Here is a 12,984-nt window from a genome sequence, read left to right as displayed (position 1 = left end):
ATCCTGCGGGCATGAGCCAACCCTGGTCGCGGCTGGACCGTGCGATCGCCGGCGAACCCACCCCGGCGGTGGTGCTCGACCTGGCCGCGCTGCGGTCCAACGCCGACGAGCTGGTCCGCCGGGCCGCGGGGATGCCGATCCGGGTGGCGAGCAAGTCCGTGCGGGTACGCCGAGTGCTCACCGAGGTGCTGGACCGCCCCGGTTTCACCGGGCTGCTGACGTTCACCCTGGCCGAGGCGCTGTGGCTGGCCGAGGACCACGCGGACGTGGTGGTCGGTTATCCCACCGCCGACGCCGAGGCGCTGCGCCGGCTGGCCGCCGATGACCGGTTGCGGGACCGGGTCGCCCTGATGGTCGACTCGCCGTCACACCTGGACTGGATCGACGGCGTGCTCGGCCAGGGTCGGCGCCACCGTGGTCGACCGCTGGCCGACCTATCGCGGTGAGGGTCGCAGTTTCCTCTAGCCCTTGACGATCAGCGCGGGGTGAGCCGGACGAGCTTCATCAGCCGCCGCCGCAGGTCGTTCACCGGCGGATAGACGACCTCCAGGGTGTCCGGTTGCAGTGGTTTGCCGAACACGGCGCGCAGGTGCGAGAAGGTGTCGACCGAGAAGCGGCCGTGATAGTGCCCCATCCCGGAGTCACCCACCCCGCCGAACGGCAGGTCGGGGATGGACAGGTGGATCAGCGCGGCGTTGAAGACCAGCCCACCGGACAGGGTCCGCTCGCTGAACGCCTCGCGGGTCGCGGAGTCGTCACTGAACACATAAAGCGCCAGCGGATGCGGTCGGGCGGTGATGAACTCGATCGCCGCGGACGCGTCGGCCACCTCAAGCACCGGCAGGATGGGGCCGAAGATTTCCTCGTCCATCACCGGGGAGTCGGGGTCGACGTCGACCAGCACCGTCGGCGCCAGATAGCGACCGGCCGCGTCCTGCTGACCGCCCACGACGGCGCGTCCCGAATCGAGCAGTCCGGAGAGCCGTTCGAAGTGCTTGTCGTTGACGATCCGGCCGAAGTCGGGCGACTGCCGCGGCTCCTCGCCGAAGAACGTGCGGATCGCCCGGGCGAGCTCGGTCAGCAGGCGATCCTTGGCGTCCGGGGTGACCAGGACGTGGTCGGGGCTGACACAGGTCTGCCCGGCGTTGGTGAACTTCGCCCAGACGATCCGCCGGGCGGCCGCGGCCAGGTCGACCGAGGCGTCCACGAACACCGGCGACTTGCCGCCCAGCTCGAGGGTGACCGGGGTGAGGTGCTCGGCCGCGGCCCGCATCACGATCTTCCCGACCGCGGTGGAACCGGTGTAGATGATGTGGTCGAACCGCTCTGTGAGCAGGCGCGTGGTCTCCTGCACCCCGCCGGTCGCCACCCGCACCAGCTCCGGGTCCACGTATTGCGGGATCAGCCGCGCCATCAGGTGGGCGGTGTGCGGGGCCACCTCGCTGGGTTTGAGCAGCACCGCGTTGCCCGCGGCCAGGGCGCCGATCGTGGGGGAGAGCAGCAGCTGCAGGGGATAGTTCCACGGGCTCAGCACCAGCACCACCCCCTTGGGTTGCGGGTGTACCTCGGCCGTGGCCGGCTGGGTGTTCAGCGGTACGCCGACCCGACGGGGCATCAGCCACACGCGCAGGTTGGCCAGGGTGTGGTCGATCTCGTTGATCAGCGGCTGCAGTTCGAAGAGGCGTACCTCGTGGGCCGGCTTGCCGACGTCCTGGCAGATCGCGTCGGTCAGCTCGGTCTCGTGCCGGGTGAGCAGACGACGCAACCCCTCGAGCTGGGTACGCCGCCACTGCTGCTCGTGGCTGCGGCCGGTGGCGAACCCCCGCCGCAGCTCGGTGACGTCGGTGCTCTGGTCGCGGCTCTGCTCCATGGGCCAAGCCTGACAGCCGAACCAAAGTGGGTCAATCGCCCAGATGTGACTCCGTCCGTCGGTCACGTCTCCTGCTCAACCGAGGGCGTGCACAACCTGATCGACCGTCAGGCCGTGGACCCCGATGCGACGCAGGTCGGCGAGCCGCTCGGGGCTCGTCTGTGACACCGCGTCGATCACCAGGCCGGCCGGCAGGTCCCGTTCCGAGGCGTCGAACAGAGTCGCGCGGGGACAGTTGGGCAGGTTGCACCCGGCCACCACGACCGAGGACACGTTCTGTTGTTCGAGCCAGGCCTGCAGACGGGTTCGGTGGAAGGCGCTCCACCGAGGCTTGTACAGCAGGACCTCCCGCTCACCGAGAATCTGCGGGGCCCCCGTGAGCAGCAGTTCGGCGTCCACCCGAACTGGTGTCCCACCAGTCAACGCGTAAGGAATCTCGGCGCCCGAGCTGCCGGGGCTGACCACGCGCCGGCCCGATTCGATGTCGGCCCGACGAACGAGATCGACGTCGCCACCGGAGGCGGAATAGAGCCGGATCACGTGCGCGATGGGGCGCCCCGCTGAGCGGAAGGCCTCCACCAGGTGCCGCAGCTGCGGCAGGATCTCAACGGTGCCGGGGACGGGCATCGCACCGTCGACGAAATCGTTCTGGACATCGATCACCACGAGCGCGACCCGCGCCCAATCAATCGCCGTGTAGTCAACCACCCAGTCAGCCTGCCCACCGCTGACCGCACCGAGCAACCCGGGGGACAACTGCCCGCCACGCGCGTGGGGACGCGAGCACGAGCCGGAGGTCATCGCCTCAGCGGGGCCCGACGCGAGCCAGTCGTTGACGCCAGAGGATCAGCGCAGCCGCAGCTGCCAGGGCAGCGACAGCACCCCGTGCGGCAACTGCAGCCCGAGCAGCCCGCCGAGGGCGGCCAGCCGGGTCTCCGGGTCACCGGTCAAGGTGAACGCGCCCGAACCCTGTACGCCACCCCCCTCGCTGGAGTCGGGCGGGCGTACCTGATCCAGCCACGGCATGGCCGGGACCGGGCGTACCGCCAGGTCGGTCAGCTTCGAGCCGACCCGCCGGGCGGCCTCGTCGAGCGCCGCACCCATCCCGCCGAGCTGGTCGACCAGCCCGTGCCGGTGGGCGTCCACCCCGGTCCACACCCGACCGCGGGCCAGCGGCTCGAGGGTGGCGAGCTCCATCGACCGGTCGGCCGCGGCCTTGGCGGTGAAGTCGGCGTACACCTCGTCGAGCCAGGCGTCCAACTTCTCCCACTGCGCCTCGGTGAACGGCTCGGCACCCCCGAGCATGCCGGCGTTGGCGCCGGCGGTGATCTGTTCGCGGATCACCCCCAGCTTGTCGAAAAGGCCCTGGGTGACGAATTTTCCTGCGAGTACGCCGATCGAGCCGGTCAGCGTGGTCGGGTTGGCGAGGATCGCATCCGCACCCATCGCCACGAAATAGCCACCGGAGGCGGCCACGTCACCCATCGAGGCGATCACCGGCTTGCCGGCCTCGCGCAGCCGCAGCACCTCGCGCCGGATCGCGTCGGAGGCGACATAGGACCCGCCGGGGGAGTTCACGCGCAGCACCACGGCCTTGACCGCGTCGTCGCGGGCGGCCTCGCGCAGGTGCGCCCCGACCGTGTCGGAGCCGGCGCTGGCGCCCCCGGGCCCCTGCTGGCTGATCCCGGAGTTGATCCCGCCGTGCACCGACACCACACCGATCGCCGGCCTGGTGCGGTTGAGCAGCTGCTCCACGTTCTGCAGCGGGCCTGAGCCGTGCCCGCGGGCGTACCGGTGGGCGAACTGCAGGTTCAGCTCGGGCCTGTCGGTCCCGGCCTTCTCCTTGCCGAAACGGGTGCGCAGCTCGGCGTACACCTCGTCGCGATAGCCGAGCCGGTCGACCAGGTTGGCCTCGCGGGCGGCCTCGGCGGTGAGCGGGGAGTTGTCCACGGCCAGCCGGACCGCCTGCGGGTCGAGGTCGCGGCGTTCGGCGATCACCCGGATGGTGTCCTCGAGGATCGAGTCGGCGATCCGCTGCATCATCTCCCGGTTGGCGTCGGTCACTTCGGTGGCGGCGAACTGGTCGGCGGCCGACTTGTACTCCTTGCGCTGGCCGAACTCGGGGGTGACCCCCAGCTTGGCCAACCCGCCGCGCAGCAGCACGATCCCGAGCTGGACGCCGTGCAGGCCGACCGCGCCCGAGGGCTGCAGCCAGATCTCCTGGGCGGCGGTGGCGAGGCGATAGCCGATCATCCCGTTGCCGAACTCGCCGAAGGTCTCGCTCCAGGCGATCGTCGGCTTGTGCGCACCGAACTCGGTGATCAGCTCGGCCAGCTCGTCGCACTGGGTCGGCGACAGCGGGCAGGTGCCGACGTGCACCGCCAGCCCGGCCACCGCGTCGTCCTCGGCTCCGCGCCGCAGCCCGTCGCGGATCTCCTTCATCGCCGCCGACTGGCGTGCCCGGAAGGCCTGCAGCGGGTTGTCCGGCGGTGCGCTGAGCACCCCACGGGAGAGGTCGAGCTCGAGCAGCAGCGGCTGCCCGGGGGTCTTGGGGCGGATGGTTTTCAGCCAGTCGATGAGCATGCTTCGAGGTTACGTGGCCGTCGGCCCGTCCCCATCGGGTCGCGAGGAAGCCGGGGAAGACTCAGGTGAACCCGGAGAGGATTCAGGGGCGGGCACCCGGCGTACCCGCGGCGCCACCCGGCCTGCCCGCAGGCCGGCCAGGGTGTCCCGGTTGAGCAGCGGGCCGCCGCCGATGATGCGACCGGCCTGGGAGGCCTGCCACTCGGCCCGCTCCGCGGCCCGGGCCACCGGGTCGAGCAGTTCGAGCACCGCCTCGACGCTGTTCAGCACGGTCCCGCGGAGCAGCCAGGCGTCGCTGTCGGTGCGCGGGTCGACCAGCATCAGCTCGGTCAGCACCGCGCGGGTCTCGCGCAGCACCTCGGTGGTCTCGGCCATCGACTCCTCCACCTCCTCGACCTCACCCTCGGCCTCGGCGTGCACCAGCCCGCCGAACGCGGTCAGGCAGTCGGCGACGTCGTGCAGCACCACCGAGAAGGCGGCGCGCACCTCCTCGCCGTAGCGGTCATCGGATCCGCGGACCGGTGCCTCCCGCTCGATCACCCAGAACAGGGTGCGCAGCGCGACCTGGCTGCGCTCCAGCAGGTCCAGGCCCGAGCGCAGCACCGGCTCGAGGTTGGCGGTGCCGATGGCGCGCGGGTTGTAGCGGCGGGACTCGGCCACGGCGGCCACCTGCTTGGCTGCCCGGCTGATCTGCTCGCCGACCTGGAGCGATTCGGTGAGCCATTCGGCCACCTCCTCGCGGCGCAGCGGACGCTCGGCGAGCGAGTCGGCGGCCCGCCGCAGCACGGCCGCCTGGCTGGTCGCGACCCGGCGTACGCTGTGCGCGGCCACCCGGATCGGGACGGCCGAGGGCAGCAGCACGGCGAAGGCGATGCCCACTCCCGCGCCGACCAGAGTGGTCACCACCCGGGTCTCGACGGCGATCTCCTGCCCGGCGGTGGCCAGGATCAACATCGCGCTGATCGGCGTCTCCAGCGCCTGGTCGCCGAGCCGGAACACCTTGGCCAGCACCAGCGCCGCCGCGATGGCCAGGCCCAGGCTCCACCAACTCAGGCCCGCCCAGGTCGTGACCGCCATCGCGATCCCCACCCCGGTCAGCACCGCGCCGATCCGGACCGCCCCCATCTTCAGCGTCGTGAAGGTGGAGGCCTGCAGCACCAGCAGAGCGGTGAGCGCGCCGGTCAGGTCGATCGGTCCGGTGGTGACGACCAGGGTGAGCAGATAGGAAATCACCGCGGCCGTGGTCAGCCGCAGCACGTGCACGGCGGTGGGATAGAGCCGGAACGGCACCTCGCGCAGGGTGCGCGGGTGGCCCGGCCAGACCAGGTTGATCAGCTTTCGTCCCAGCGGGCGGATTCGGGACACCGATGGTGCGCGGCGGGTACGCCGATGGCGCATCGGGACGACAAAGGTCGCCAGCGGGTTGTGGGACATATTCTCCTTGCGTGCTGTGGCCCACGTCGCTGTCGGGTCGTGCGAGTTCCTTGCCCTCCCACGCTCCCACCCGCAGCGGGCTCGATTCAACTTCCCGCGCGCGTCGCGCGCGAGTCGCGACGACGGTGGCAGGCGACCGGCGCCGGGGTCGCACCATGGGCGTACGCCGTGACCGCGGGTCAGCGGGGAGAACGACCCGGGCTGCGGCATGCTGGGGGTCATGACCGAGCCGACCGAGGACCAGCCCCGCCCCGCCCGTGCCCTGTCACCCGCGCGCTCCGCCGGGTCGCCGGTCTCCCCGGACACGACGGTGTTCTCCGCGAACGTGCTGCCCCGGCATGCGGCCGACCCTGCTGCCGACGCCGGTGCCGACTCTGGTGCCGACGCCGGTGCCGACTCTGGCGCCGACGCCGACGCCGACGCCGGTGCCGACTCCGGTGCCGAGGACGGGCCGGTGGCCGATCGGGCGAGCGAACCCGTTGCCTGGCAGGACCCGGCGACCAGAAAGCTGGCCAATCGCCGCCTGCTGCTGCCGATCGTCGCGCTGCTGCTGGGGCTGCTGGTCGCCGCCGGTTGCGTGGCCCTGGTGCTGCTCGGCGGGATGGAGCGGGTCTGGGGGCTGCCCGCGGTGGTGGTCGGGGCCGGGCTCGCCGGCGGGTGCCTGACTGGCGGGGTGTTTGGGCTGATCGGCTGGTCGCGGCTGCGGCGGACCCTGCAGGCCGCGCCGTGGCTGCCCGGTGAGCTCGAGGTGGAAGTCGGTAATCGGGCCCGGCTGCTGGCTGACGGTGGCGTACCCGGTCTGCTGGAGCTGGAGACCCGGGCGGATCGGCTGGGGGAGCGCGGCGCCCGGGTGCCGGTCGAGGTCGTCCGCGACGGAGTACGCGTGGTGCTGGCGGCGCAGCAGCGCGGTCGTCTGGTGCGGACGTGGCCGGTGGCAGCACGCGGTACCGAGGCGGGCGACGACCGGTCCTGACGCGCGCTGGTCCATCATCTGGACCGCGATTTCAAGCATTTCCAATGGGTCCATTACGGTTGTCAATATGAGGCTGAACCGGGTGCCATTCGTCGTGCGCCGCCACGTGGACCTGCTCCGCGTTGCCAGCAATCAGATGTGCCCCCGCTGACGACCGGAATCGGTCACCTTTCAGCAATCCCCCGAGCTGCCCGATCGCGGGCCCGGCTCATCCCTGCCCGCCCAGAACCGAACGGGACTTCTTCATGACTTCCACCACCACCGCGCGTACGCCCGGTCGCACCAACAAGCCCCAGGGGCAGTGGGCGGTCGACGGTCGTGCGCCGCTGAACCCCAACGAGGAGTTCAAGGCCGCCGACAACGGGCTGAACGTTCGCCAGCGGATCATCGACACCTATGCGGTCGAGGGGTTCGACTCGATCCCCGACGACGACCTGCACGGTCGCTTCCGTTGGTGGGGGCTCTATACCCAGCGCAAGCAGGGGATCGACGGTGCCCGCACCTCCAAGCTCGCCGCCGATGAGCTGTCGGACAAGTACTTCATGATGCGGGTACGCCTGGACGGCGGTGCCGTGAGCACCGAGCAGCTGCGGGTGCTGGCGCAGATCTCGGTCGACTTCGCCCGCGACACCGCCGACATCTCCGACCGGCAGAACATCCAGTACCACTGGATCCGGGTCGAGGACGTGCCGGAGATCTGGCGACGGCTCAACGAGGCGGGCATGGACACCGTCGAGGCGTGCGGTGACACCCCGCGGGTGATCATGGGCAGCCCGGTCGCCGGGATCGCCGCCGACGAGATCGTCGACCCGACCCCGGTGATCGACCAGATCAAGGCGCGCTATCTGAACAACCCTGAATTCTCCAACCTGCCCAGGAAATTCAAGAGTGCGATCACCGGTCACCCCAGCCTGGACGTGGTGCACGAGATCAACGACATCTCCCTGGTCGGGGTACGCCACCCCGAGCTGGGTGCCGGCTTCGACCTGTGGGTCGGCGGCGGGTTGTCCACCGTGCCGCGGCTCGCCGAGCGGGTCGGGGTGTTCGTCCGCCCCGAGGAGGCCGCCGAGGTGTGGGCCGCGGTGGTTTCGGTCTTCCGCGACTACGGCTATCGCCGCCAGCGCACCCGCAACCGGCTCAAGTTCCTGATCGCCGACTGGGGCGTGGCGCGGTTCCGTCAGGTGCTGCAGGACGAATACCTGCACCGCGCGCTGCCGGACGGGCCGGCACCGGAGCCGTCCAGAGGTGGCTCGGACCACGTCGGGGTGCACGCCCAGGCCGACGGCCGGGTGTGGGTCGGGCTGGCTCCGACCGTGGGGCGGGTCTCCGGGTCGCTGCTGCACGAGCTCGCCGACCTGGCCGAGCAGGCCGATTCGCGGCGGGTCCGCTTCACCCCGCACCAGAAGGTGCTGGTGCTCGACGTCGACCCCGAGCGAGCCGACACCCTCGTCGGCCAGCTGGCCGAGCGCGGCCTGCACGCCCGACCCTCGGTGTTCCGCCGCGGCACCATGGCCTGCACCGGCATCGAATACTGCAAGCTCGCCTTCGTCGAGACCAAGGGGCTGGCCGCCCACGTGGTCGACGAGCTGGAGCGCCGGCTCGGTGACCTCGGGCTGACCGAGCCGCTGTCGATCAACCTCAACGGCTGCCCGAACTCCTGCGCCCGGATCCAGGTCGCCGACATCGGCCTCAAGGGGCAGCTGATCGCCGGTGAGGAGTTCGGCTTCCAGGTGCACCTCGGCGGTGGGCTGGCCGACGACACCCGCGAAGGCGGAGAGCTGGGGCGTACCGTGCGCGGACTCAAGGTGAGCGCCAACGACCTGCCCGACTACGTCGAGCGGGTGGTCCGCCGCTGGATCGAGCAGCGCAACGAATCGGAAACCTTTGCGGCCTGGGCCCACCGGGCCGATGAGGAGGCATTGGCATGAGCACCGACACCGGAATCTCCCTTCCCAGCAAGGATCCCGCCGAGGTCTCCCGGTTGCAGCAGCTCGCCGCGCAGGGCGCCCACGAGCTCGTCGACGCCTCCGCCGAGGAGGTGATCGCCTGGGGCGGGCGAGCCTTCGGCGACGGGCTCGCCGTCGCCTGTTCGATGGCCGCGGACACGGTGCTGGCGCACCTGGCCGCCCAGGTGCTGCCCGGGGTGGACGTGTTGTTCCTGGACACCGGCTATCACTTCGAGCAGACCTACGACACCCGCACCGAGCTGGCCGACGCGCTGCCGATCACCCTGATCGACATCACCCCGCGCCGGACGGTCGCCGAGCAGGACGCCGAGCACGGGCCGCGGCTGCACGACCGTGACCCCGCGCTGTGCTGCCAGCTGCGCAAGGTCGAACCGCTGGATCGCACCCTGGCCGGTTACCGCGCCTGGGTGACCGGCGTACGCCGCGAGGACAACACGCTGCGGGCGAACGCCCAGCACGTCGAGTGGGACGCCCGGCACCAGCTGGTGAAGCTGAACCCGATCGCCGGCTGGAGCTTCGACCAGGTGATCGACTACGCCCAGACCAACGGCGTGCCGGTCAACCCCCTGCTGGCCGACGGCTACCCCTCCATCGGCTGCGCCCCCTGCACGCGCCGGGTCGCCCCCGGCGAGGACCCCCGGGCCGGCCGCTGGGCCGGCCTGGCCAAGACAGAATGCGGGATTCACCTGTGAGCACGGAGATTGCTACCCCCCACGCCTCGAGCGCCACGCTTCGGCTGGACCAGCTGTCGGCGCTGGAGAGCGAGTCGATCCACATCTTCCGCGAGGTGAGCGCCGAGCGGGAGCGACCGGTGCTGCTGTTCAGCGGCGGCAAGGACTCGGTGGTGATGCTGCACCTGGCCCGCAAGGCGTTCTGGCCCGCACCCATCCCGTTCCCGGTGCTGCACGTCGACACCGGGCACAACTTCGCGGAGGTGCTCGACTTCCGCGACGAGACGGTACGCCGGCTCGGCCTGCGCCTGGAAGTCGCCTCGGTGCAGGACTGGATCGACGACGGGCGGCTCAGCGAACGCCCGGACGGGACGCGGAATCCGCTGCAGACCCAGCCGTTGCTGGAGGCGATCACCACCCACCGGTTCGACGCCGTCTATGGCGGCGGGCGCCGCGACGAGGAGAAGGCCCGGGCCAAGGAGCGGATCGTCAGCCTGCGCGACGACTTCGGTCAGTGGGACCCGCGCAACCAGCGCCCCGAGCTGTGGAACCTCTACAACACCAGGCATCGCGCCGGTGAGCACGTCCGGGTGTTCCCGCTGTCCAACTGGACCGAGCTCGACGTCTGGCGCTACATCGCCCGGGAGCGGATCGAGCTGCCCAGCCTCTATTTCGCCCACGAACGCGAGGTGTTCGAGCGCGACGGCATGCTGCTCGCGGTGGGGGCGTACAGCCAACCCCGTGAGGACGAGGCCGTCAGCACCCGGCTGGTCCGCTATCGGACGGTGGGGGACATGTCCTGCACCGGTGCGGTGGAGTCGCCGGCCACCGATGTTGCCGCGGTGATCGCCGAGGTCGCCGCCACCCGGATCACAGAGCGCGGCGCCACCCGCGCCGACGACCGGCTCACCGAGGCCGCCATGGAGGACCGCAAGAAGGAGGGCTACTTCTGATGACCAGCACCCACGCACCAGAGGCCGGGGCCCTGTCCTCGGGAACCCTGCTCCGACTGGCAACCGCCGGCTCCGTGGACGACGGCAAGTCGACCCTGGTCGGTCGGCTGCTGCACGACTCCAAGTCGATCCTGGCCGACCAGCTCGACGCCGTGCAGCGGGTCAGCCGCGAACGCGGCCTGGAGACGGTCGACCTGGCACTGCTCACCGACGGGCTGCGGGCCGAGCGGGAGCAGGGGATCACCATCGACGTGGCCTATCGCTACTTCGCCACCGACCGGCGTTCCTTCGTGCTGGCCGACTGCCCCGGTCACGTCCAGTACACCCGCAACACCGTCACCGGTTCCTCGACCGCGGACGTGATCGTGCTGCTGGTCGACGTGCGGCACGGGGTGCTCGAACAGACCCGTCGCCACCTGGCGGTCGCCTCGCTGCTGCGGGTGCCGCATGTCATCGTGGCGGTGAACAAGATCGACCTGGTGGGTTACGACTCCGCGGCCTTCGACCAGGTCGAGGCGCAGGTGCGCAGCCTGGCCACCGATCTCGGAATCTCCGCCCTCACGGTGATCCCGGTCTCCGCGCTGCTCGGCGACAACGTCGTGGATCGCTCCGATCGGACGCCCTGGTACGCCGGTCCGGCGCTGCTGGAGCTCCTGGAGGAGCTGCCCACCGCCGATCGCCCGGAGCAGGAACCGTTCCGGTTCCCGGTGCAGTACGTGATCCGCCCCCAGGCGGCCGCCGTCTCGCCGGAGCATGTCGAATATCGGGGGTATGCCGGACAGGTCGCGGCCGGCGTGGTGCGGGTCGGCGACGAGGTGGCCGTGCTGCCGTCGGGTCGGCGGAGCACGGTCAGCGGGATCGACACCGCAGACGGGGAACTGGCCGAGGCGTTCGCCGGACAGTCGGTGACGCTGCGGCTGGCCGACGACATCGACCTGTCTCGGGGCGACCTGATCGCCGGCAGCGCCGATGCCCCCGAGCCGACCCGGGAGCTCGAGGGATTCGTGTGCTGGTTGGCCGAACGGCCGCTGCGCCCCGGTGACGGGGTGCTGCTGAAGCACACCACCCGCACGGTCCGCGCCAAGGTGGAGGGGATCGACGGCAGTCTGGACCTGGACACCCTGAGCAACCTGCCCAGCGAGCAGCTCGGCCTGAACGACATCGGCCGGGTCCGGCTGCGGTTGGCCGGAGAGGTCGCCGCCGAGGCGTACGCCACCTCGCGGCGGACCGGGTCCTTCCTGCTGGTGGACGCCCAGGGCGGGCAGACCCTGGCCGCCGGCATGGTCGTCGGCACCGGGGCGGACCGACCCGCTGCCGCGGACTGGGTGATCTGATGTTCCCGCTCACCGTGCAGCTGCGCGGCCGGCGCGTGCTGGCCGTCGGCGGCGGGCCGGTCAGTGCCCGCCGGGTGCGGCTGCTGGTGGAGGCGGGGGCCGACGTGCAGCTGGTCGCCCCGGAACTGTGCGAGGACCTCGCCGAGCTGACCGATCGGCTCACCTGGCAGGCGCGGGAGTTCCGGCCCGAGGACCTGACCGGGGCGTGGTTCGTGCACACCGCCACCGGCGACCGACGCCAGGACGCGCGGATCGGGGAACTGGCCGAGCAGCAGCGCATCTTCTGCGTCACCGCGGCCGACGCCTCGCTGGGCTCGGCCGCGGTACCGGCGCAGACCACTGTGCCGGTGCCCGACGGCTCCGTCCGGATCGCCGTGTCATCGGCGGATCCGGCACGCTCGGTCGCCGTCCGCGACCGGATCGTCAACCAGTTGGAGAGCACCCCGGTCGATCTGCGACCCCGCCGGGCGCACCGCGGCTGGGTGGCGCTGGTCGGTGGCGGACCCGGGGATGACGGCCTGCTCACCCGGCGGGCCACCACCCTGCTGCACAGCGCCGACGTCGTCGTGATCGACCGGCTCGCGCCGCGCGGCGTGGTCGCCGGGCTGCCGCAGGCGGTGCAGGTGATCGACGTCGGCAAGACCGCCGGCAACCACCCCGTGCCGCAGGACCAGATCAACCGGCTGCTGGTCGAACAGGCCCAACTGGGCCGCGGCGTGGTCCGGCTCAAGGGCGGAGACCCCTTCGTGCTCGGCCGCGGCGAGGAGGAGCGCGCCGCCTGCCAGGCGGCCGGCGTACCCGTCGAGGTGGTGCCCGGAATCTCCTCGGCCATTGCCGTTCCCGCCGCCGCCGGGATCCCGGTCACCAGCCGTGGGGTCTCCCGCGGGTTCACCGTGGTGACCGGTCACGACGAGCTTGGGGAGGTGCCGGCGGGCAGCGATCACACGCTGATCGTGCTGATGGGGGTGAGCGGGCTGGCCGGCACCGTTCGGACGTTGATCGAGCGCGGCCGCGATGAGCGATGTCCCGTCGCGATCGTGGAGCGCGGCTGTACGCCACAGCAGCGCGTCACGGTCGCCCCGTTGCGTGAGATTGCCGACCTGGCCGCCCAACGCCAGGTCGCCGCACCGGCCGTCATCGTGATCGGTGACGTGGTCACCCTCGGCCCGGACTGGGCCGCCTGCTGAACCTCCCGGAAA

11 protein-coding genes are annotated in these 12,984 nt (G+C 71.3%); 7 read left to right on the top strand and 4 right to left on the bottom strand.

Annotated elements, in window-relative coordinates:
- Window positions 1–11 precede the first annotated feature (11 nt).
- Window positions 12–446: a type III PLP-dependent enzyme domain-containing protein gene (locus tag CGZ93_RS08240; protein ID WP_094363665.1), complete on the top strand. Its 435-nt coding sequence runs from the start codon at window positions 12–14 to the stop codon at window positions 444–446.
- Between the two features lie 29 nt (window positions 447–475).
- Here the strand turns inward: CGZ93_RS08240 and CGZ93_RS08235 are convergent, their stop codons facing one another.
- The 4 genes from CGZ93_RS08235 to CGZ93_RS08220 all read right to left on the bottom strand — a co-directional run bounded on the left by CGZ93_RS08235 (window position 476) and on the right by CGZ93_RS08220 (window position 5,887).
- Window positions 476–1,870 carry an aldehyde dehydrogenase family protein gene (locus CGZ93_RS08235; protein ID WP_094363664.1) on the bottom strand — a complete coding sequence of 465 codons (1,395 nt, stop codon included), beginning with the start codon at window positions 1,868–1,870 and terminating at the stop codon, window positions 476–478.
- Between the two features lie 75 nt (window positions 1,871–1,945).
- A complete protein-coding gene (locus CGZ93_RS08230) occupies window positions 1,946–2,614 on the bottom strand; it encodes a cysteine hydrolase family protein (protein WP_229117299.1) in 669 nt (222 codons plus the stop codon).
- Between the two features lie 102 nt (window positions 2,615–2,716).
- A complete protein-coding gene (gene sppA, locus CGZ93_RS08225) occupies window positions 2,717–4,453 on the bottom strand; it encodes a signal peptide peptidase SppA (RefSeq protein ID WP_094363662.1) in 1,737 nt (578 codons plus the stop codon).
- A gap of 9 nt (window positions 4,454–4,462) precedes the next feature.
- On the bottom strand, window positions 4,463–5,887 hold the full coding sequence (locus CGZ93_RS08220) for an FUSC family protein (RefSeq protein WP_141211139.1): 1,425 nt from the start codon (window positions 5,885–5,887) through the stop codon (window positions 4,463–4,465).
- A gap of 220 nt (window positions 5,888–6,107) precedes the next feature.
- Here CGZ93_RS08220 and CGZ93_RS18865 point away from each other — a divergent pair, with 220 nt between their 5' ends.
- The 6 genes from CGZ93_RS18865 to cobA all read left to right on the top strand — a co-directional run bounded on the left by CGZ93_RS18865 (window position 6,108) and on the right by cobA (window position 12,972).
- Complete coding sequence (locus tag CGZ93_RS18865) at window positions 6,108–6,860, top strand: hypothetical protein (protein WP_176451689.1); 753 nt, start codon at window positions 6,108–6,110, stop codon at window positions 6,858–6,860.
- Window positions 6,861–7,105: 245 nt separating this feature from the next.
- Window positions 7,106–8,788: a nitrite/sulfite reductase gene (locus CGZ93_RS08205; protein ID WP_094363658.1), complete on the top strand. Its 1,683-nt coding sequence runs from the start codon at window positions 7,106–7,108 to the stop codon at window positions 8,786–8,788.
- On the top strand, window positions 8,785–9,519 hold the full coding sequence (locus CGZ93_RS08200) for a phosphoadenylyl-sulfate reductase (protein ID WP_094363657.1): 735 nt from the start codon (window positions 8,785–8,787) through the stop codon (window positions 9,517–9,519). Before CGZ93_RS08205 ends, CGZ93_RS08200 begins: the two co-directional genes overlap by 4 nt.
- Window positions 9,501–10,451: a sulfate adenylyltransferase subunit CysD gene (cysD, locus tag CGZ93_RS08195; protein WP_094363656.1), complete on the top strand. Its 951-nt coding sequence runs from the start codon at window positions 9,501–9,503 to the stop codon at window positions 10,449–10,451. Before CGZ93_RS08200 ends, cysD begins: the two co-directional genes overlap by 19 nt.
- Window positions 10,451–11,785 carry a sulfate adenylyltransferase subunit 1 gene (locus CGZ93_RS08190; protein WP_094363655.1) on the top strand — a complete coding sequence of 445 codons (1,335 nt, stop codon included), beginning with the start codon at window positions 10,451–10,453 and terminating at the stop codon, window positions 11,783–11,785. The genes cysD and CGZ93_RS08190 overlap by 1 nt, the downstream gene beginning before the upstream one ends.
- Window positions 11,785–12,972, top strand: a complete 1,188-nt coding sequence (gene cobA / locus CGZ93_RS08185; protein WP_094363654.1) for a uroporphyrinogen-III C-methyltransferase — start codon at window positions 11,785–11,787, stop codon at window positions 12,970–12,972. The genes CGZ93_RS08190 and cobA overlap by 1 nt, the downstream gene beginning before the upstream one ends.
- Window positions 12,973–12,984: the final 12 nt, after the last annotated feature.

It is taken from the genome of Enemella dayhoffiae (assembly GCF_002250625.1).
Classification (GTDB): domain Bacteria; phylum Actinomycetota; class Actinomycetes; order Propionibacteriales; family Propionibacteriaceae; genus Enemella; species Enemella dayhoffiae.
The sequence above is the reverse complement of the archived record's forward strand: the minus strand, read 5'-3'. Positions and strand labels throughout refer to the sequence as shown.

Coding starts and splice junctions, on each gene's coding strand:
- CGZ93_RS08190 (WP_094363655.1), top strand. CDS start 10,451: ATGACCAGCACCCACGCACCAGAGGCCGGGGCCCTGTCCTCGGGAACC.
- CGZ93_RS08205 (WP_094363658.1), top strand. CDS start 7,106: ATGACTTCCACCACCACCGCGCGTACGCCCGGTCGCACCAACAAGCCC.
- CGZ93_RS08220 (WP_141211139.1), bottom strand. CDS start 5,887: ATGTCCCACAACCCGCTGGCGACCTTTGTCGTCCCGATGCGCCATCGG.
- CGZ93_RS18865 (WP_176451689.1), top strand. CDS start 6,108: ATGACCGAGCCGACCGAGGACCAGCCCCGCCCCGCCCGTGCCCTGTCA.
- sppA (WP_094363662.1), bottom strand. CDS start 4,453: ATGCTCATCGACTGGCTGAAAACCATCCGCCCCAAGACCCCCGGGCAG.
- cysD (WP_094363656.1), top strand. CDS start 9,501: ATGCGGGATTCACCTGTGAGCACGGAGATTGCTACCCCCCACGCCTCG.
- cobA (WP_094363654.1), top strand. CDS start 11,785: ATGTTCCCGCTCACCGTGCAGCTGCGCGGCCGGCGCGTGCTGGCCGTC.
- CGZ93_RS08240 (WP_094363665.1), top strand. CDS start 12: ATGAGCCAACCCTGGTCGCGGCTGGACCGTGCGATCGCCGGCGAACCC.
- CGZ93_RS08200 (WP_094363657.1), top strand. CDS start 8,785: ATGAGCACCGACACCGGAATCTCCCTTCCCAGCAAGGATCCCGCCGAG.
- CGZ93_RS08235 (WP_094363664.1), bottom strand. CDS start 1,870: ATGGAGCAGAGCCGCGACCAGAGCACCGACGTCACCGAGCTGCGGCGG.